General features: G+C 54.8%; 19 protein-coding genes. 10 read left to right on the top strand and 9 right to left on the bottom strand.

Annotated elements, in window-relative coordinates:
* Window positions 1-171 precede the first annotated feature (171 nt).
* On the top strand, window positions 172-1,146 hold the full coding sequence (gene cysB / locus AC1RKG_RS03495; protein ID WP_020827132.1) for an HTH-type transcriptional regulator CysB: 975 nt from the start codon (window positions 172-174) through the stop codon (window positions 1,144-1,146).
* 105 nt (window positions 1,147-1,251) lie between these two features.
* Here cysB and AC1RKG_RS03490 read toward each other — a convergent pair whose 3' ends face one another.
* On the bottom strand, window positions 1,252-1,854 hold the full coding sequence (locus AC1RKG_RS03490) for a hypothetical protein (RefSeq protein WP_493182041.1): 603 nt from the start codon (window positions 1,852-1,854) through the stop codon (window positions 1,252-1,254).
* A 273-nt stretch (window positions 1,855-2,127) separates the two neighbouring features.
* Here AC1RKG_RS03490 and AC1RKG_RS03485 point away from each other — a divergent pair, with 273 nt between their 5' ends.
* Together AC1RKG_RS03485 and acnA are read left to right on the top strand one after the other, a co-directional pair.
* Entirely contained in the window at window positions 2,128-2,229 is a 102-nt protein-coding gene (locus AC1RKG_RS03485; protein WP_236591409.1) for a YmiA family putative membrane protein, read from the top strand.
* Window positions 2,230-2,536: 307 nt separating this feature from the next.
* Entirely contained in the window at window positions 2,537-5,209 is a 2,673-nt protein-coding gene (acnA, locus tag AC1RKG_RS03480) for an aconitate hydratase AcnA (RefSeq protein ID WP_493182039.1), read from the top strand.
* 48 nt (window positions 5,210-5,257) lie between these two features.
* On the opposite strand, the gene ribA is transcribed toward acnA, so the two are convergent.
* Complete coding sequence (ribA, locus tag AC1RKG_RS03475; RefSeq protein WP_041415420.1) at window positions 5,258-5,851, bottom strand: GTP cyclohydrolase II; 594 nt, start codon at window positions 5,849-5,851, stop codon at window positions 5,258-5,260.
* Between the two features lie 278 nt (window positions 5,852-6,129).
* Between ribA and pgpB the strand changes: the two genes are divergently transcribed.
* The 3 genes from pgpB to lapB all read left to right on the top strand — a co-directional run bounded on the left by pgpB (window position 6,130) and on the right by lapB (window position 8,668).
* Entirely contained in the window at window positions 6,130-6,900 is a 771-nt protein-coding gene (gene pgpB / locus AC1RKG_RS03470; RefSeq protein WP_493182037.1) for a phosphatidylglycerophosphatase B, read from the top strand.
* Between the two features lie 289 nt (window positions 6,901-7,189).
* Window positions 7,190-7,492, top strand: coding sequence for a LapA family protein (locus AC1RKG_RS03465; RefSeq protein WP_020827127.1), 303 nt, complete (start codon window positions 7,190-7,192; stop codon window positions 7,490-7,492).
* Window positions 7,493-7,498: 6 nt separating this feature from the next.
* Window positions 7,499-8,668, top strand: coding sequence for a lipopolysaccharide assembly protein LapB (gene lapB / locus AC1RKG_RS03460; protein ID WP_020827126.1), 1,170 nt, complete (start codon window positions 7,499-7,501; stop codon window positions 8,666-8,668).
* A gap of 57 nt (window positions 8,669-8,725) precedes the next feature.
* Here the strand turns inward: lapB and AC1RKG_RS03455 are convergent, their stop codons facing one another.
* Together AC1RKG_RS03455 and bhsA are read right to left on the bottom strand one after the other, a co-directional pair.
* The gene (locus tag AC1RKG_RS03455) at window positions 8,726-9,022 is read right to left on the bottom strand and encodes an Arc family DNA-binding protein (protein WP_122079493.1); all 297 of its coding nucleotides are present in this window, start codon (window positions 9,020-9,022) and stop codon (window positions 8,726-8,728) included.
* A 170-nt stretch (window positions 9,023-9,192) separates the two neighbouring features.
* Complete coding sequence (gene bhsA, locus AC1RKG_RS03450; protein ID WP_048758666.1) at window positions 9,193-9,453, bottom strand: multiple stress resistance protein BhsA; 261 nt, start codon at window positions 9,451-9,453, stop codon at window positions 9,193-9,195.
* A gap of 328 nt (window positions 9,454-9,781) precedes the next feature.
* Between bhsA and pyrF the strand changes: the two genes are divergently transcribed.
* Together pyrF and yciH are read left to right on the top strand one after the other, a co-directional pair.
* Window positions 9,782-10,510, top strand: a complete 729-nt coding sequence (pyrF, locus tag AC1RKG_RS03445) for an orotidine-5'-phosphate decarboxylase (RefSeq protein ID WP_187961439.1) — start codon at window positions 9,782-9,784, stop codon at window positions 10,508-10,510.
* Window positions 10,511-10,520: 10 nt separating this feature from the next.
* Window positions 10,521-10,847, top strand: a complete 327-nt coding sequence (gene yciH / locus AC1RKG_RS03440) for a stress response translation initiation inhibitor YciH (RefSeq protein ID WP_020827122.1) — start codon at window positions 10,521-10,523, stop codon at window positions 10,845-10,847.
* A 207-nt stretch (window positions 10,848-11,054) separates the two neighbouring features.
* Here yciH and osmB read toward each other — a convergent pair whose 3' ends face one another.
* A complete protein-coding gene (gene osmB / locus AC1RKG_RS03435) occupies window positions 11,055-11,273 on the bottom strand; it encodes an osmotically-inducible lipoprotein OsmB (RefSeq protein ID WP_004945176.1) in 219 nt (72 codons plus the stop codon).
* Window positions 11,274-11,625: 352 nt separating this feature from the next.
* On the opposite strand from osmB, the gene araD reads away from it, so the two are divergent.
* Complete coding sequence (araD, locus tag AC1RKG_RS03430; RefSeq protein ID WP_174574317.1) at window positions 11,626-12,321, top strand: L-ribulose-5-phosphate 4-epimerase; 696 nt, start codon at window positions 11,626-11,628, stop codon at window positions 12,319-12,321.
* A gap of 50 nt (window positions 12,322-12,371) precedes the next feature.
* On the opposite strand, the gene AC1RKG_RS03425 is transcribed toward araD, so the two are convergent.
* The 3 genes from AC1RKG_RS03425 to AC1RKG_RS03415 are packed head-to-tail and all read right to left on the bottom strand — an operon-like array spanning window position 12,372 to window position 16,503.
* A complete protein-coding gene (locus AC1RKG_RS03425; protein WP_115058708.1) occupies window positions 12,372-13,118 on the bottom strand; it encodes a DeoR/GlpR family DNA-binding transcription regulator in 747 nt (248 codons plus the stop codon).
* Window positions 13,119-13,166: 48 nt separating this feature from the next.
* Window positions 13,167-15,599 carry a formate C-acetyltransferase/glycerol dehydratase family glycyl radical enzyme gene (locus AC1RKG_RS03420; protein ID WP_410528755.1) on the bottom strand — a complete coding sequence of 811 codons (2,433 nt, stop codon included), beginning with the start codon at window positions 15,597-15,599 and terminating at the stop codon, window positions 13,167-13,169.
* Between the two features lie 4 nt (window positions 15,600-15,603).
* Window positions 15,604-16,503, bottom strand: coding sequence for a glycyl-radical enzyme activating protein (locus tag AC1RKG_RS03415; protein WP_142815121.1), 900 nt, complete (start codon window positions 16,501-16,503; stop codon window positions 15,604-15,606).
* A gap of 147 nt (window positions 16,504-16,650) precedes the next feature.
* Between AC1RKG_RS03415 and fsa the strand changes: the two genes are divergently transcribed.
* Window positions 16,651-17,316: a fructose-6-phosphate aldolase gene (fsa, locus tag AC1RKG_RS03410; protein ID WP_020827117.1), complete on the top strand. Its 666-nt coding sequence runs from the start codon at window positions 16,651-16,653 to the stop codon at window positions 17,314-17,316.
* Between the two features lie 200 nt (window positions 17,317-17,516).
* Here the strand turns inward: fsa and AC1RKG_RS03405 are convergent, their stop codons facing one another.
* On the bottom strand, window positions 17,517-19,574 hold the full coding sequence (locus AC1RKG_RS03405; RefSeq protein WP_493182033.1) for a carbon starvation CstA family protein: 2,058 nt from the start codon (window positions 19,572-19,574) through the stop codon (window positions 17,517-17,519).
* Window positions 19,575-19,598 lie beyond the last annotated feature (24 nt).

Below are 19,598 nucleotides of genomic sequence, written 5' to 3'. Positions count from 1 at the left end.
AGTGGTTATATAAAAAGTTTTTTTATGATTAAAGCTTATTAGCAACGGCGGTTTCTTCAGCCTCTGAGTGAAACACTGTGTTCATGGCTTATTCGTTTTCAGCATACCGGGGCGACACCGATATACCTGGCTGCGGCTCAACGCAGTGTTTAACCTAGGATGGTATAAGATATGAAATTGCAGCAGCTTCGTTACATCGTGGAAGTGGTTAACCACAACCTGAATGTCTCCTCGACGGCAGAAGGGCTTTACACCTCACAGCCCGGCATCAGTAAGCAGGTGCGGATGCTGGAAGATGAGCTGGGTATCCAGATTTTCGCCCGCAGTGGCAAGCACCTGACTCAGGTCACGCCAGCAGGATTGGAAATCATCCGTATTGCGCGTGAAGTTTTGTCCAAAGTGGATGCGATCAAAGCCGTCGCCGGCGAGCATACCTACCCGGACAAAGGCTCGTTGTACGTAGCGACCACCCACACCCAGGCGCGCTACGCGCTGCCCAACGTCATTAAAGGCTTTATTGAGCGCTATCCGCGAGTCTCTCTGCACATGCATCAGGGATCGCCGACGCAAATTGCGGAAGCCGTCTCTAAAGGCACGGCAGATTTCGCCATTGCCACTGAAGCGCTGCACCTCTACGACGATTTAATCATGCTGCCGTGCTATCACTGGAACCGCGCGGTAGTGGTGAAACCCGATCATCCTTTAGCCGGTAAAAGCCACATTACCATTGAAGAACTGGCGGCTTACCCGATCGTGACCTATACCTTCGGCTTCACCGGCCGCTCTGAGTTGGATACGGCATTCAACCGTGCCGGACTGACACCGCGCATCGTATTTACGGCTACCGATGCCGACGTGATTAAAACATACGTGCGTCTGGGCCTTGGGGTGGGTGTGATCGCCAGCATGGCGGTGGACCCGATACAAGACCCGGATCTGGTGACGGTGGATGCTCGTGATATCTTCACCTACAGCACCACCAAAATCGGCTTCCGTCGCAGCACCTTCCTGCGCAGCTATATGTACGATTTTATCCAGCGTTTTGCGCCACACCTGACGCGTGACGTGGTCGACAACGCGGTTGCACTGCGTTCCAACGAAGAGATCGAAGCGATGTTCAAGGACATCAAGCTGCCGGAAAAATAACCCGGTAATCTAACGATTAGCAAAAAGATTTATGCAGCAGGAGAGGCACGTTCTCTCCTGCTTTCCCCTCTTACTGACTTTCTCCATTCAGGCTTTAGCGCTCAGTTAACCGCCTTTTGCCAGTTTACGCTGTACTGAAAGCAGGGTGCGCCGTCGGATCCACCCGCTGGCAGGACGGATCATCGCCCAATAGCCGGCAAGCCGCGCTTTAACCTGCGGTGTCGGGCACCAGATAAAGGTTTCGGTACGCAGCATAGCGAGCCCGGAAGCCTCCGGGATAACCTTAAAACGCAGCACCAGTTTTGCGGCTTTCGGGTCGTTAAATTGGTGAAAATCCTCTGCAGTTGCCAGTTTATTGACGCCCAACATAGGCCGCCAAAAACGCCCGGCCAGCCCCAGCGAGACTTCATGGCTGTCCTGATGGAGCAGGGTAAAGGTATCGAAGCCAAAGGCCGCTGGCGGCGTGGTGAGCTCGGTTTTGAAGAGCCGTTGGCGCACCGTACCCGGCAGTTGGCGTAGCATCAGCAGCCTGCGGATGATCGGGTCTTCCGCCATATCCAGTGATAACACCGCTTGAATAATGGCTTCGGGTGCAGCGTCGAGAGGTTCTGACTGGTGTTTTTCATAAAAACTGAACGCGGGAAGATAAGCCGAAGCATCTTGCCAGCCTCGACACTCTTGTTCACTGACGAATCCCAAAAATGCCACTGCGTCTCCTTAAGCTTAAATTATGCCTCCACCACCGTCGAAAAGTGTAGACCTGGACGCGGGAGTATTGCCGTTGGATCTCGGCCGGCAAACAGTTTGCATTTTATGCCATGTCCCGACGAGATTTAAACCTGCTGAATATTAAGCCTTTTCCAGTGTTGGTACGAGCGCCATATTGAGGTGGAAATGCCTGGCATGAGATTTCCCTGATATGGCCGTCGTTCAATGTGATCCATAATCCCCCTCTGTTTGTTTGGATACAGGGATGTTGGTGTGAACGATAAGGACATTAGACGTAAAGCTTGGCAAGCCGTGTTCATGATCAGTGGTTTGTTCTGGCTGTTGGTGGGTTCATTGGTCTGCTGGTTGATCTAAGCCCCTGGCCTAAATAAATCCCATCCCGTAGAAACCTTCATTTTTTGACCTTTCCTGACTCGCCGTGTTTGCCAAGACGGGAGGGTAATCCCTTCCTTTGGCCTTGCCTGTGCCACATGTCCGACCAGTTTAGCGTCGTTTCCGCGCTAATCCGCTGCCCGAACAAGTACTTACCTCCGTTGATTGTTCTTGCCTATCGTTATGATCAAAACGTGTTGTTATCAAAACGTTACGTCATCTTTGTGTTATCTTTAAATAAGACCTCAGTGATTACCCTGTTTTAGACATAATAAGAAATGGAGGAGCTATGTCGTCCGATCTTCGTGAAACGAGTATGGATAAGCTGGTGGCGCTCAATACTGAGTACGGCTATTACAGCCTGCCATTGGCGGCAAAACAGTTGGGCAACATCGACCGACTGCCAAAATCAATGAAAGTACTGTTGGAAAACTTGCTGCGCCATGTGGATGGCGACACCGTGCAGGTTGACGATCTGAAAGCTATTGTTGGCTGGTTGCAAACGGGTCATGCCGATCGTGAGATTGCCTACCGTCCGGCCCGCGTGCTGATGCAGGATTTTACCGGAGTGCCTGCGGTCGTAGATTTGGCTGCGATGCGTGAAGCGGTGCAGCGGTTAGGCGGGAACGTTGACCAGGTCAACCCGCTGTCACCGGTCGATTTGGTGATTGACCACTCGGTCACCGTTGATGAGTTCGGCGATGACGACGCTTTTGAAGAAAACGTGCGCATTGAAATGGAGCGCAACCACGAGCGTTACACCTTCCTGCGTTGGGGGCAAAAAGCCTTTAACCGCTTCCGCGTTGTGCCGCCGGGCACCGGTATCTGCCACCAGGTCAACCTGGAGTATCTCGGCCAAACCGTATGGCACACGGACGAGAGTGGGCAGCGTATCGCTTACCCGGATACCCTGGTCGGTACCGATTCTCACACCACCATGATCAACGGTCTGGGCATTCTGGGCTGGGGTGTGGGCGGTATTGAAGCCGAAGCGGCTATGTTGGGTCAACCGGTGTCTATGCTGATCCCTGACGTGGTGGGCTTTAAACTGACCGGTAAGCTGAGCGAAGGCATTACCGCCACCGATCTGGTGTTGACCGTGACCCAAATGCTGCGCAAACACGGCGTAGTGGGGAAATTTGTCGAGTTTTACGGTGACGGCCTGGCAGACCTGCCGTTGGCCGACCGGGCAACCATTGCCAACATGTCGCCAGAGTTTGGCGCGACCTGCGGCTTCTTCCCGGTGGACGAAGTGACCCTGGGTTACATGAAACTCAGTGGCCGTAGCGACGAGCAAATCGCACTGGTAGAAGCCTATGCCAAAGCGCAAGGCATGTGGCGTAACCCGGGCGATGAACCGGTGTTTACCAGCACGCTGGCGTTGGATATGTCGACGGTGGTCGCCAGCCTGGCAGGGCCGAAGCGCCCTCAGGATCGCGTGGCGCTGCCGGACGTGCCTAAGGCGTTCAACGCCGCGACAGAACTCGAGATCGGCAATCAGCATCGCAAGTCCGAATTCAAAACCTTCACTTTGAACCAACAGCAGCATGAGCTGCATAACGGCGCGGTGGTTATCGCGGCCATTACTTCTTGCACCAACACCTCGAACCCCAGCGTAATGATGGCAGCCGGCCTGTTGGCGAAGAACGCGGTTAACAAAGGTTTGCGAACCAAGCCTTGGGTGAAAACCTCGTTGGCACCGGGGTCCAAAGTGGTGACTGACTATTTTGACAGCGCCAAACTGACCTCCTACCTGGAGGAACTCGGTTTTAATCTGGTCGGTTACGGCTGTACCACCTGTATCGGTAACTCCGGGCCATTGCCTGATCCGATCGAGCAGGCGATTAAAGAGGGTGATTTGACCGTAGGGGCGGTGCTATCCGGCAACCGTAACTTTGAAGGTCGTATCCATCCACTGGTTAAAACCAACTGGTTGGCTTCACCGCCGCTGGTGGTCGCTTATGCGCTGGCTGGCAGCATGAAGATTGATCTGACCAAAGAGCCTCTGGGCGAAGGTCACGACGGGCAGCCGGTCTATCTGAAGGATATCTGGCCGAGCAGCAAAGATATTGCCCAGGCGGTGGAAGAAGTTCGCACTGAGATGTTTCATAAGGAATACGGCGCGGTATTTGACGGTGATGCCAACTGGCAGTCGATTCAGGTTGCCGGCTCGGCCACCTACCAATGGCAGGGCGATTCTACCTATATCCGGCATCCGCCATTCTTCAGCACCATGAAGGTGAAGCCGGATCCGGTGCAGGATATCAAGGATGCGCGCATTCTGGCGATCCTGGCCGACTCGGTGACCACCGACCATATCTCCCCTGCGGGGAATATCAAGCGTGACAGCCCGGCGGGGCGCTATCTGAGCGATCATGGCGTTGCGGCGCAGGACTTTAACTCCTACGGCTCTCGCCGTGGTAACCATGAAGTGATGATGCGTGGCACCTTTGCCAATATCCGTATTCGTAACGAAATGGTGCCGGGTGTCGAAGGGGGTTACACGCGCCATATTCCGTCGCAGAATCAGTTGTCGATCTATGACGCCGCCATGCAGTATCAACAAGAAGGCGTGCCGTTGGCGGTGATTGCCGGTAAAGAATACGGTTCAGGCTCCAGCCGTGACTGGGCGGCGAAGGGGCCGCGGTTGCTGGGTGTTCGGGTGGTGATTGCCGAGTCCTTTGAGCGTATTCACCGTTCTAACCTGATTGGGATGGGCATTCTGCCGCTGGAATTCCCGGCAGGCGTGACGCGCAAAACGCTGGGGTTGAGCGGTGACGAGCAGATCAGCGTCAGTGGTCTGCAAACGCTGCAGCCGGGGCAGACGGTGCCGGTACATATCACCTATGCCGACGGGCGCAAGGAAGTGGTGAATACCCGTTGTCGTATCGATACTGGCAACGAGCTCACTTACTATGAAAACGACGGTATCCTGCACTATGTGATCAGGAAAATGCTGTAATAAAAAAGGGCGCCTTATTCGGCGCCCTGATTTTTTCCCGCAGGGAAATTATTTCTGGTCCAGCAAATGGCCCATTTTGGCTGCCTTGGTGGCCAGGTAACGTTCGTTCTTCGGATTGCGGCCAACGATCAGCGGCACGCGCTCGGTGATATTGATGCCAGCTTCCGTCAGGATCTCAACCTTTTTCGGGTTGTTAGTCAGTAAGCGTACCGCATCCACGCCCAACAGCTTGAACATGTCGGCGCACAGGGTGAAGTCGCGCTCATCGGCGGCGAAACCTAGCTGATGGTTGGCCTCTACCGTATCCGCGCCTTTGTCCTGCAGGGCATACGCACGGATTTTATTCAGCAAACCGATATTGCGACCTTCCTGACGATGGTAGAGCAGGATACCGCGACCTTCCTCTGCGATATGCTCCAGCGCCGCTTCTAATTGAAAACCGCAGTCGCAGCGCAGGCTGAATAATGCATCGCCGGTCAGACACTCAGAATGTACGCGTGAGAGTACCGGCGTCGCGCCAGAAATATCACCGAACACCAGCGCCAAATGGTCGTGTCCGGTAGCCAGTTCTTCGAATCCTACCATCAGGAAATCGCCCCAAGGTGTTGGCAATTTGGCCTCTGCCACCCGTTTAAGCTGCATGTTGCTCTCCACAAATACATCCGATTCAATCATGGTTGCGCATCCTACTTCCGGTTCGGTGAACTGACCAGTATTAAAATGCGCAACGACGATCGGCATTTCGTTAATTATCGGCTATTTTGCCATAACTTCTTGCCCTGCGGTGCTCAGCAAACCAGCATCCGGCGTTTTCAGCCAACTATTATTGCGATAGGTTTTTTATCTGTTTAATTTTTAGAGTGTTATCGATATTACAAGATTGTTACACTGCAAATTGGCTTAAGCAAAGGACGATGGGAATGTTTGAGATAGCAAAACGTACGGCCGCAGGGGCAATAGTTCTGTTGCTGATGCCTTTGGCGGTGTGGCTTTCCGGCTGGCAATGGCAACCGGGGGGCGACGGACGTCTTCTGAAAGGCCTGTACTGGTTGACCGAAACGGTCACTTCCCCCTGGGGCATTATCACCAATATCATTCTTTGCGCCTGGTTCCTGTGGTGCCTGCGTTTTCGCATCAAGCCGGCCATTGGCCTGCTGGTGCTGCTCAGCGCGTCGATAATGATTGGCCAGGGCGTGAAGTCCTTTATCAAGGACCGGGTACAAGAGCCACGGCCTTTCGTGCTGTGGCTGGAATCAGCCTATCAGATTGATGAAAAGTACTTCTACTCACTCAAGCGCAAAGAGCGGGGGGCGTTGGTCAAAGAGCAACTGCAGGACCAGCCGCTGGTGCCCGTATGGTTGCGCGAACATTGGCAGTTTGAGACCGGTTTTGCGTTTCCTTCGGGCCATACCATGTTTGCCGCCAGTTGGGCGCTGCTGGGCGTGGGGTTGCTGTGGCCGCGTAGGCACTACAAGACCGTGGCGATACTGATGGTTTGGGCAGTAGGGGTGATGGGGAGCCGTTTGTTGCTGGGGATGCATTGGCCACGTGATCTGGCGGTGGCGACCTTGATTAGCTGGTTGCTGGTCACCTTGGCCTGTTGGCTGGTGCAACGCTGGTTCGGGCCTTTGACACCGCCTCCGCAGGAGCAACAGGAAATTGCGGAAAGAACCCTGACCCATAAGCATTAGGTGACCGCGTCACTTTTAACGGCGTCAACATGGCGCCGTATTAACCGCTTACATAAGACCTTCATTGCAATTCGCACTAATGCCCCCATATCTTGATTAATCTATTATTTTGAGACGCTCTCTCATAAATTTGTCCGGGAGTGCCGTTTACTGTCGAATATGCCAGCATATATATGGTTTTATCGTGCCTCAGGGTTTCCCTGCTACGACGGGAAATGCTAACTTATTAGTTAGGGACGCCACGTATTGGCATAGTTCATCCGATTAACTCGGCATCGCGGGAAAGAATGTGAAATATTTGCTGATTTTTTTGTTAGTTCTGGTGATCTTCGTGATTTCTGTCACGTTGGGCGCGCATAACGATCAGGTGGTGAGTTTTAACTATCTGGTTGCGCAGGGCGACTATCGCGTATCGACTCTGTTGGCGGCGTTGTTTGGCGCCGGTTTTGTTCTCGGTTGGGTCATTTGCGGCCTGTTTTATCTGCGTACCCGTATTGCGCTGGGGCGTGCCGAACGCAAAATCAAAAGGCTGGAACTGCAGCTTGAACAACCTGCTGAGCCGGCAGCTCAGTCCGTTGTCAGCAAGGAATAATCTTCTATGTTAGAGCTGCTGTTTCTGTTGCTGCCCGTGGCTGCCGCGTACGGATGGTACATGGGGCGCAGAAGTGCTCAACAGGATAAACAACAGGAAGCCAACCGTCTGTCGCGCGAGTACGTGGCCGGGGTTAACTTCCTGCTCTCCAACCAGCAGGATAAAGCGGTCGATCTGTTCCTTGATATGTTGAAAGAGGACAGCAACACCGTTGAAGCCCACCTGACGCTGGGTAACCTGTTCCGCTCGCGTGGTGAAGTCGACCGCGCTATCCGCATCCATCAGGCGCTGATGGAAAGCGCTTCCCTGACCTTCGAACAACGTTTGCTGGCCGTGCAACAGCTGGGTCGAGACTACATGGCCGCTGGCATGTACGATCGTGCCGAAGACATGTTTGGCCAACTGGTTGGCGAAGAGGATTTCCGTCTTTCTGCGCTACAGCAGCTGTTGGCGATCCATCAGGCCACCAGCGACTGGCTGAAAGCCATCGACGTGGCGGAAAAACTGGTCAAATTAGGCAAAGACAAACAGCGCGTCGAGATCGCACATTTTTATTGCGAACTGGCCTTGCAGGCGATGGGCAGCGACGATCTCGATAAAGCGATGGGATTATTGAAACGCGCGGCTTCGGCAGACAATCAGTGTGCGCGTGTATCTATCATGGTGGGACGTATTTATATGGCCCAGGGTGAGTACGCCAAGGCGGTTGAGTCGCTACAGCGCGTACTGAATCAGGATAAAGAGCTGGTGAGCGAAACCCTGCCGATGCTGCAAGAGTGTTACCAGCATCTGGAACAGCAGCAGGGGTGGGCGGACTTCCTCAAACGCTGCGTGGAAGAGAATACCGGCGCTACTGCGGAACTGATGCTGGCGGAAATAATTGAGCAGCATGAAGGGCGTGACGTGGTGCAGGTGTATATCAACCGCCAGCTACAGCGCCACCCGACCATGCGAGTATTTTACCGCCTGATGGATTACCACCTGGCGGACGCAGAGGACGGCCGTGCGAAGGAGAGCCTGTTATTGCTACGCGATATGGTCGGCGAGCAAATTCGGACCAAGCCGCGTTATCGCTGTCATAAATGCGGTTTTACCGCTCACTCTCTGTATTGGCATTGCCCGTCATGCCGGGCCTGGTCATCGGTTAAACCGATCCGCGGGTTGGATGGACAATAGCGACAATAAAAAACGGGGCCTAATCAGGCCCCGTTTTCTTATGATCACTAAACCGACTTATTTTTTCTTGCCGGCCTTCGCGCTACCTTTCAACAGCTGACGCAGCTTCTTCAACTCTTTCTGATTCAGCGGTTGCTCAACTTCTTCTTCAATCCCCTGATTATCGATTTCGCCATGATGCAACTCGGCTGCTTTTTTAGCCGGTTTTTCCGCTTTGGTCGGAAGATCGAAGCTGCTTTCTAGACGCTGGCAAACCTCGGCACTCAGAGAGAGTTGATTATCGGCAGCAATGGCACGAATTTTTTCTTTGAGTTCCAGAGGAATTTTAATGGTTAATGTAGATATCTCGCTCATTTTGAAGCCTTTCTGCGGGAGGATTGCCTTCAAGCTAAGCCACTATGGGGAGAGAGTCTAGTGTGTAATAAAAATTTAATATTTTTGTAACATTACGGTGCGGGAATAGCGAACGATCTGGCGGGGGAAATAAAGTAAAGCCCGGCGTGCCGGGCCCTATACCTAATAGCTTATTTGTAGATAACTGCGGTACCACTCAGCATGTTGTTACCACCGGCAGAAATGATGCGGTAGCTGCTGGCGCCTTGGGCGTCGGCTTTAGCGGCCAGTTTGGCTTCCAGGCCACTCAGGGTAGTGGCATGACCGGCGGAAACGACGCCTGAAGCGGTCAGGCTGCTGGCCTGTTGCTGATCCACCGGTTCAGCGGCGAAGGTAGCGAAAGAGGTCATGGCGATAACGGCTGCTGCTGCAAAATATTTGATGCTTTTCATGAGAGACTCCAGTCTGTTTGTTTAGGTTGGAAGGCGTATGCTTCCGATGTGTTGAATAATAAAGCATCCGCAGGGATTTAAAATCTGATAATGCTGAGCATGTTGTTCAAATTATTTGATTAATAATTTACGCATCTTTACGGCGGTTTACGCAGGCTGGGTTAAGGGCGGTCAGGGGTTATTGACGCTTGATGACGTACGAGGGGATAACATTACTTAAGCGCAGAGCGCGCTGCGGCTGGGATTTCTGTCGGCCGGCATGTAGAATGCGGCGGTCAGTTTGGCGGGTTATTACCTATTTATGTCCATTTTACAGAAGGTAGAAGAAATGAAGTCTGAAAATAACATCAATAACAATGACTTAAAATCATCTCCGATCATCGTTGCGCTGGATTACGCAGATATTGGCGCGGCACTGGCATTTGCCGATCGTATTGATCCGCAGGACTGCCGGTTAAAAGTGGGCAAGGAAATGTTCACCCTGTTTGGGCCGCAGCTGGTGCGCGATTTACACTCGCGTGGTTTCGACGTGTTCCTGGATTTGAAATTCCATGACATTCCCAACACCACCGCCCGTGCCGTTGCTGCTGCGGCCGAGTTGGGTGTATGGATGGTGAATGTGCATGCCAGCGGTGGTGCACGCATGATGACCGCAGCGAAAGAAGCATTGCAGCCCTATGGCGCTCAGGCCCCGTTGCTGATCGCCGTCACCGTGCTGACCAGCATGGAAGCAGAAGATCTGCGTGGTATCGGTATCGAGCTTTCTCCGGCCGAGCATGCGGAGCGCTTGGCACGTCTGACCCGAGATTGTGGGTTGGATGGCGTAGTTTGTTCAGCGCACGAAGCCGAGCGTCTCAAAGCTGCCTGTGGCCAACAATTCCAACTGGTGACGCCGGGTATCCGTCCTGAAGGCAGCGACGCCGGCGATCAGCGACGCATCATGACGCCGGTACAGGCGCAAGCGGCTGGCGTTGATTATATGGTGATTGGGCGCCCGATCACCCAATCCGCCGATCCGGCCGCTACGTTAAGTGCGATCCGCGCTTCTCTGGCTTAAGGAGACGACAATGAACAACGATAACAGCCGGCTGGTGTATTCCACCGATAGCGGGCGTATCAAGCAGGAAGACGTCAAACCGCCGCGTGAAAAGGGCGACGGTATCGTGCGTATTCAGCGCCAGACCAGCGGGCGCAAGGGAAAGGGCGTTTGCCTGATCACCGGCGTTGATCTGGATGATGCCGCATTGGACAAGCTGGCGGCAGAGCTCAAGAAAAAATGCGGCTGCGGCGGTTCGGTGAAAGAGGGCGTGATCGAGATCCAGGGCGATAAGCGGGATCTGCTTAAACAGCTGTTGGAAGCCAAAGGGATGAAGGTCAAGCTGGCGGGCGGCTAATCGAATCGCCTGAGCGAATGGCCATGCCGCGGTGCAATACTGCGGCATGGCTGGGATACTGCTGCCGGGCGTTAACCCGTTGATGGCAACCCGCCATCGATGAAAGGTAAAACAGACCTGAAATAATCTTTATTATGCGTAATACGTCAAAGCGATATCGCTTTTGCCAGCCTGTCGGCAGAGGTATCTGAATACTGGCCGAACAGGTTATTTACCTACCTGATGACCAATGATGCCCCCCACCGCAGCCCCGCCGAGCGTACCCAGTGCGCTACCATCGGTCAGCACCGCGCCGCCTACGGCCCCCGCACCGGCACCAATGGCGGTGTTACGGTCACGTTTGGACATGTTTGAACAAGCGCTGAGTGAAAACGCCAGAGTAAGCGCCAGAGCGGCGGTGGCAAAACGTTTATTGATAATCATCATAATGACTTCTCCTTAGCATTGGCTATCTGGGAGTGCCTATTAAGTATAGGCATGAACCCGAATTTCGGCCTGCTAGTGGCTCCCAGTAAGTATCGCTATAAAAAATGGCATTTTTTGTTAAAGGCAGAATAATTGAAACGCCAAGAGCGCTCCCTCCGCCAATATTCACTATAAGCTTCTGCTGAACGATAAACAGGTAAATAATCTTAAAGTCCATTGCGCGCTATTTAATCCCCAACGCGCAAATTGCCGTTTCCAGCAGAAGACTACGCGGTCTTTAGCGATTTACGCCATACCGTCCCCAAGCCTGCCTGCCGACAATATTCCCAACAGGGTTAACCGGGAAAGAAACATGCTTAACGATCTCAAGCAGCAGGTATTGGAGGCCAATCTGGCGCTGCCACGCCATCATCTGGTGACCTTCACCTGGGGCAATGTCAGCGCTGTCGATCGGCGTGAGGGATTGATGGTGATCAAACCCTCGGGGGTGGAATACGGGGTGATGACCCGTGACGATATGGTGGTGCTGGAACTGGAAAGCGGCAAGGTGGTGGAGGGGGACAAAAAGCCCTCTTCAGACAGCGATACCCACCGCGCGTTGTACCTGGCATTTGGCGATGCCGGGGGCATAGTGCACACCCATTCGCGGCATGCCACCATTTGGGCGCAGGCCGGGTTGGATATTCCGGCCTGGGGCACAACGCACGCCGACTATTTCTACGGCGACATTCCCTGTACCCGGCGGATGCAGGATGAGGAAATTAATGGCCGCTATGAATGGGAGACCGGCAGAGTGATTGTCGAAACCTTTGGCCAGCGCCGGTTAAATCCGGCGGCGGTGCCGGGTGTGCTGGTGCATTCTCATGGCCCCTTTACCTGGGGGGGAAACGCAGAAGCCGCGGTTCATAATGCGGTGGTACTGGAAGAGATTGCCTATATGGGGATTTTTTCGCGCCAGTTGTCGCCGGGCCTGGCGAATATGCAGCAAACCCTGCTGGACAAACATTACCTGCGCAAGCACGGTAAAAACGCCTACTACGGCCAGTGAGCATCAGGAGGTCCGCCTGTCGGCGGCTCTCCCGTTGTTTCGTCTGAAGGCTAGTCGTTCACCATATCCAACTGTATTCCCTGGCGCTTCAACAGGTGTTGATACTCCAACGACAGCCGCGAATCGGTGATTACCCGCTGAACCTTGCCCTGCTGGGCCAGCGGATTGGGCTGAATTTGACCGAATTTTGACGAGTCGGTCAGGACAATATTTTCTACGCCCTTCGCCAGCACGGCGTTGACCACGTCGGCGCGCATCATATCGCGGCCGGTGAAGCCAGTATCCGCATGATAGCCATCGATGCCAATAAACGCCTTGCTGAAATGCACTTGCTGAATGCATTGGCGGGTTAATGGCCCGACCACGGTCTCGCTCTTTTTCTGGTACATGCCGCCCAGCACGATCACTTCGCAATCCGTCTCTTTTAGCAGATGGGCGATATAGTGGCTGACGGTGATCAGCGTGATGCGTTTGCGCTCGGCGATATAACGCGCCAGCAGCGCGTTGGCGCTGCCGCTTTCGATAAAAATGGTTTCATCGTCGTTAACCAGCGAGGCGGCATACTGCGCGAGCTTTTGCTTGAGGGTGAAGTTGGACATCATGCGCGCATCGACATCGTCGCTTTCTAATGCCAGCGCGGAACCGTGCACCCGTTTCAGGTAGCTGCGTTTCTCCAGCAGGTTCAAATCCTGGCGGATCGTCACTTCTGAAACGCCGGTGGCCGCGGCCAAATCGCTGACGCTGATACGCCGGCGATCGTTTACCAATTGAAGTATTGTCTGTTGTCTTGAATTCATATCAACCTGATGTGCGGCCACCAATGTGCGGCCGCTAATATTTATTGTTTAAATAGTATGTTCTGTTCGCGCAATAATATCATCCTGCGCGTCAGGGGATAATGCGGTAAAGAAAGCGGAATATCCAGCAACGCGGACCACTAAATCACGATATTGGTCAGGATGTTGCTTCGCTTTCAGCAGCGTTTCCCGCGACACGATGTTGTATTGCACATGCCAACCCTGGTAGTCCTCAAAGAAGGTGCGCAGCATCAACATCAGTTTTTCTCGATCCCGCGGATCCTCCAACGTCGCCGGGTTCAGTTTCTGATTCAGCAACACGCCGCCGAGGATCGACGCGGTGGGCAGTTTGGACAGCGAATTGAACACGGCGGTCGGTCCCAGATGATCGGTACCGGAGGCCGGGCTGGCACCTTCCGCCAACGGCGTATGCGCTTTACGGCCGTCTGGCGTGGCCAGGGTAGCCGCGCCAAAGGGCACGTTAGCTGAAATCGACGACGTTCCAGCGTAGTAGGTGCCGCCTATCGGGCCACGACCAAAGCGGGTGTTGTGGTACTGCTTCAGTTCGTCGATATAAGTCTGATAAGCACGCACCAGCAGTTGATCGACCTCATCCTCGTCGTTACCGTATTTTGGAGCGGCGTTGAGCAGACGCTGGCGTAACTGTTCGCCGCTCAATCCGTCGAAGTCATTTTCCAGCGCTGCCGCCAATTGCCGTTGGCCAATAACCCCTTGTTCGAAGACCAGCTTGCGCACCGCCGCCAGGCTGTTGCCCAGGTTGGCTATGCCGACCTGCAGACCAGAAACCCAATCGTATTTTGCGCCACCTTGCTTGATACTTTTGCCGCGTTCGATGCAGTCATCCACCAGCGCTGAGCAGAGGATATCGTGAGCGTTCTCTTCTAATACGGTATCGACCACGCACTCAATTTCGATCGACTTGCGCGTGTAATAGCGGATCTGGTTGTCCCAGGCACCCAGCACCTGCTCAAAGTCGGCGAAGTTTTCCTTCGAGAGCGCCCCTGCTTGTGGCAGGAAAACTTTGCCGGAGGTCGCATCGCGCCCTTGTTCCAGTGCCGCCAGCATGACACGAGCGAAGTTGATAAAGCTCATGCCGGTGCAGCGGTAACCCCATTTCCCGCCCACGGCGGTTTCGATACAGCCGATCGCCGCGTAGTCATAGGCATCCTGCGGCTCCACGCCCAGTTTGATAAACTCAGGGATAACGATTTCATCGTTGTTGAAGGCCGGCATGCCGAACCCACAGCGGATCACCTGCACGCAGGCGTCGAGGAAGTCGTTACTCATTCCTGCATGGTAACGCACGCTGAGATTAGGCTGGGTGGAGCGTAAGCGCCCGCAGGACTCCAGAATGGCATAGGACAAGGGGTTAACCGCATCGCAAGGTTTGCCGTTGATCAGTTGCTGTCCGCCAATAGTGACGTTCTGATACAGCGGGCTGCCTGCCGAGGCCTTGGAATGTGAGCCGGAACGGATCTTGTTGATCTCCAACAGCTTCAACCAACAACTGTGCAGCATTTCAATCGCACGCTCGCGTGACAACGTCTGTTCCAACTCTACGTCACGACGGTACCAGGGGTAGAGATATTGGTCGAGGCGGCCAAAGGACACCGAATGGCCGTTGGATTCAATCTGTAGCGTCAGTTGAATGAAGTAGCACAGTTGCAGGGCCTGCCAGAAGGTCTGCGGTGGCCGATGGGCAATCAGCTCACAGTTTTCCGCTATGGCCAGCAGCTCTTCACGCCGCCACAAACGGTTTTCCGTCTGCGCCATGTCGCGCGCCAACTGGGCAAAGCGCAAGATATGCGCGCTCAGCGCTTCCAGGGTCAGATCGATTGCCTTCAGGAATTGCTCCTGATGCAACTCTTCCCAGTCGGTAAGCCGGATACGACTGCGACGTTCATCGACCTTCTCGCGCAGCCCGTCGAGGCCTTTTTCCAACAGTAGTGGGAAATTCACCGCGAGATGGGCATCCCCTGAGGTCATATTGCCTTCAGCCTTGATGATACCGGTGGCCAGCAGGGCCTTTTGTTCGTCGGTAAACATGCCGTAGCAGCGATCTTGCACCGTCTGGCCGCGCCACCACGGGCATAGCCGATGCAAAATGGCCTTGTTCTCTTCGCTGACTGAGAAACCGGCGCCCGGACGGTCGGCCAGTTGGTCAATCTCGTCTTCGATCCAACTGACGGTATATTCGGGGAAAATCGGCGCAGCGCGTAATTCGCTGGCCTGGTTGCCGATAATCAACTCGTCGTTATCGATTCGCAAAGTTCGCTTAGCCAAATGGTTAGCCAATGCCAATGCCCGACGAACCGGCAAGGGTTTGTCCTGATGCTGCTGATAGGCTTCGGTGTAGTGCTGGGCGCGTTCGGTGCAAACCGGCGGTTTGACGATATGGATCAGCGCGTTCTTGTGAGCCTGGGTGCGTTCGGACAGGGTGGTCAGATCCAGCTTAGTCATGGTGTTATCCTCGCAAAATGGCAGTCAGCCCTTTGGCCTCGGCGTACTGTTCGGCATAGGCCAGCAGTTCAGGGGCATCTAGTGGGGTGCGGGCCGCGTGATAAGGCTCGCCGAGCAGGTTATATTTGTTGATACCCAACGTGTGGTACGGCAAGAAATGAATCTCTGTAACGCCGGCCTCATCGGCGGCGAAATCGACAATCGCGCGAATTGAGCGGCGATCGGCGTTAAAGTCGGGGATCAGCGGGACGCGCACGGTCGTTCGGGTACCGTGCGCGGCCAGGCGGCGGAAGTTTTCCATTACCCGTTTGGCGGAGCCGCCGGTCCACTGCTTGAAACGTTTTTCATCGACGTGTTTCAAATCCGCCAGCATCAGATCGAGCCAAGGCAGCGAAGGTGCTATGTGCGACCAGGGCGTATGCAGGCAAGATTCCACCGCGGTATGAATGCCGGCCTCACGGCCGCGCTTCAGCAGTTCTGCCGCCATGGCAGGCTGCATGAAGGGTTCACCGCCGGAGAGTGTCAGGCCGCCACCGGTGCGCAGATAAAAAGGCCGATCGCGCAGCACCTCGGTCATGATATCGTCGATATTTACTGCGCTGCCGCACAGGCTGAGTGCGTCGGTTGGGCAACGGGCGGCTAATGCGGCATACTCTTCGTGGCTGAGTAACTCGCGCTGGATCAGCAGGTTGTCGTCTATTCGTTGAATCGCCTGAGGATGGCCTTCGGCGCACAGGGTACAGCCGCTGAGGCATAAACGCGGATCGAACAGCAAATCCGCTTTTCGCGAGCGGCTTTCCGGATTCTGACACCAGAGACAGCCCAACGAGCAGCCCTTCAGGAACACTACGCTGCGGATGCCTGGACCATCATGGGTGGAATAGCGCTGCAGATTGAAGATCACGAGTCACCTGTCATTCGGTTGCTTTTCTTTTGTCATTAAAGTTGTTTCGAATGAAAGTTGATTTGATTTCGATCAAATATAAATGCGTTGCATGTTCCTACTATGATGAGAGTTTGAATTCGTCCACAAAAGATTCAGGAGTCCGTAATGGAGCTTTATCTCGATACCGCCGATGTGAACGCAGTAAAACGACTGGCGCGCATCCTGCCTCTGCACGGTGTGACAACCAATCCGAGCATTGTTGCCAAAGAGGGAAAACCGATTTGGGAAGTGTTACCGGCGCTGCGCGATGCGCTGGGGGGCACCGGCAAACTCTTTGCTCAGGTGATGGCTAACGACGCCGAGCGCATGGTGGCGGAAGCGGCGTTGCTTCATCAGCGAGTGCCTGGGCTGGTGGTTAAGGTACCGGCGACCGCAGAAGGCCTGGCAGCGATTAAAAAACTGAAGTCGATGTCGATTCCTACGCTGGGGACGGCGGTTTATGGTGCGGGTCAGGGACTGCTGGCGGCGCTGGCGGGAGCTGAGTATGTGGCCCCTTACGTGAATCGCCTGGACGCGCAGGGCGGTGACGGCATTGAAATGGTTCACGAGCTGCAGCAATTGCTGACGCTGCACGCGCCGGGAGCCCGGGTGCTGGCGGCCAGTTTCAAAACGCCGCGTCAGGCGCTGGAATGCTTGCTGGCGGGTTGTCAGGCCATCACTCTGCCGGTCGACGTGGCTGAGCAGTTCCTCGCGGCACCGGCGGTTCAGGCCGCGGTAGAGAAATTCGAGCAAGATTGGCAGGGGGCGTTCGGCACTAATCTGCTGAACTGAGAACCGCATAAGCAAAGAAAAGGGAAGCCGTTGACAAAGTGCTCTGTTGTTTAATGGTAGGGGCGCTGCATGCTGCGCCCAATAGCATAATCAATGGGTTAAATCGGGTCGAACATGTTCGACCCCTACCGGTTTAGCCTTTTCGCTGGTTTGTCAGCAGTCTGAGGGCGCCGCAGCGCCCTGATTATAACCAACTGAATTTATACATTTTCACGCAGGACGATCGGCGACTCCTGCGCCGTGGGCTGGCTGGCATTCAGCGCGCGACGGATCACAAAGAAGGCGGAGACCAGCATGGTTACCGCCACCAGCATAAAGAAAGCGCACAGTGCGGCGTTAATCTGGTTACTGAAAACGATGGTCTCCATATCCTTCAGCGTCTTGGCCGGTGCGATCAGCGTGCCTTGTTCAATACCGGCAGAGAATTTCTTCGCCTGCGCCAGGAAGCCGATGCTCGGTTTCTCGTGGAATATTTTCTGCCAGCCGGCGGTCATTGAGGTAATAAACAACCAGACGGTCGGCAAAATGGTCACCCAGGCATAGCGCTGTTTTTTCATTTTGAACAGCACCACGGTACCGAGGATCAAGGCCATCGAGGCCAGCATCTGGTTGCCGATACCGAACAGCGGCCACAGCGTATTGATGCCGCCGAGCGGATCGACCACCCCCTGATAGACAAAGAAGCCCCAGCCGGCGACGGCCACGGTGGTTCCCGCCAGATTACCCAACCAAGAACGGTTGTTAGCTAACCTTGGGATCGCTACACCGACCAGATCCTGCACCATAAAGCGACAGGCACGGGTCCCGGCATCGACGGCGGTCAGAATAAACAGCGCCTCGAACAGAATGGCGAAGTGGTACCAGAAGGCCATCATTGCGCGGCTGTTAAACACCTCGGTAATGATGTGTGCCATGCCCACGGCGAAGGTCGGGGCGCCGCCGGCGCGCGACAGGATGGAATGTTCCCCGACGTCTTTGGCAATCATCGTCAGGGTTTCCGGGGTGATCATAAAGCCCCAGCTGTTAATCACCTGAGAGGCATTTTCCACCGTGGTGCCGATCAGCGCCGCCGGCGAGTTCATGGCGAAGTAAACGCCTGGGTCGATCACCGACGCGCAAATCAACGCCATGATAGCCACGAAGGACTCCATCAGCATGGCGCCATAACCGATAAAGCGAATATGGCTCTCGCGCTCCACCAGTTTCGGCGTGGTACCGCTGGAAACCAGCGCATGGAAACCGGAAATCGAACCACAGGCGATAGTGATAAACAGGAACGGGAACAGCGAGCCGGCGAACACCGGGCCGCTGCCGTCGATAAAGCGCGATACCGCCGGCATTTTCATTTCCGGCATGGCGAAGACGATACCTACAGCCAACCCGATAATGACGCCAATCTTCATAAAGGTGGACAAATAGTCACGCGGTGCCAACAGCAGCCACACCGGCAACACCGAAGCGACAAAGCCGTAAACCACCAACACCCAGGTCAGCGTGGTGCCGTGCAGCGTGAAGAAGGGCCCCCAGTAGGGGTCTTGCGCCACGTTGCCGCCGTAGATGATCGCCAGCAGCATCAGCGCAAAACCGATCACCGAGATTTCAGCGATTTTACCCGGCCGGATAAAACGCATATACACGCCCATAAACAGGGCGATTGGGATGGTTGCAGCGATGGTGAACAAGCCCCAGGGGCTGTCGGCCAGGGCTTTAACCACCACCAGCGCCAGCGCGGACAGAATAATAATCATCACCCCCAGCGCGCCCAGCATGGTGATCACACCGGCGAAGGCCCCCAGTTCCTGCTTGGCCATTTCACCCAGCGAACGACCGTCACGACGGGTAGATATGAACAGGATCAGGAAGTCCTGCACGGCGCCGGCCAGCATTACCCCGACCAGGATCCAGATAGTGCCGGGCAGAAAGCCCATTTGCGCTGCCAGAATAGGGCCAACCAGCGGCCCGGCCCCGGCGATGGCGGCAAAGTGGTGGCCAAACAACACCCACTTGTTGGTGGGGACATAGTCCAACCCGTCGTTGCGACGTTCGGCCGGGGTCATGCGGCGGTCGTCGAGCTCAAAGACTTTTTTGGCGATAAACAGACTGTAGAAGCGATAAGCGATGCTGTAACAGGCGACCGCCGCTACCACCAGCCAAACCGCATTGACGTGTTCACCGCGGCTTAGCGCCAGCATGGCGAAGGCGAATGCACCGACCAACGCCACCACCAGCCAGATGATCCCGGACTTGACGTTTTTCATGTTCAACAACTCCTTGGTGTGCAG

The organism is Serratia sp. GW822-FHT06D09, from assembly GCF_058799515.1.
Note: the sequence above shows the minus strand (reverse complement) of the source record. Positions and strands in the feature narration are given on the sequence as shown.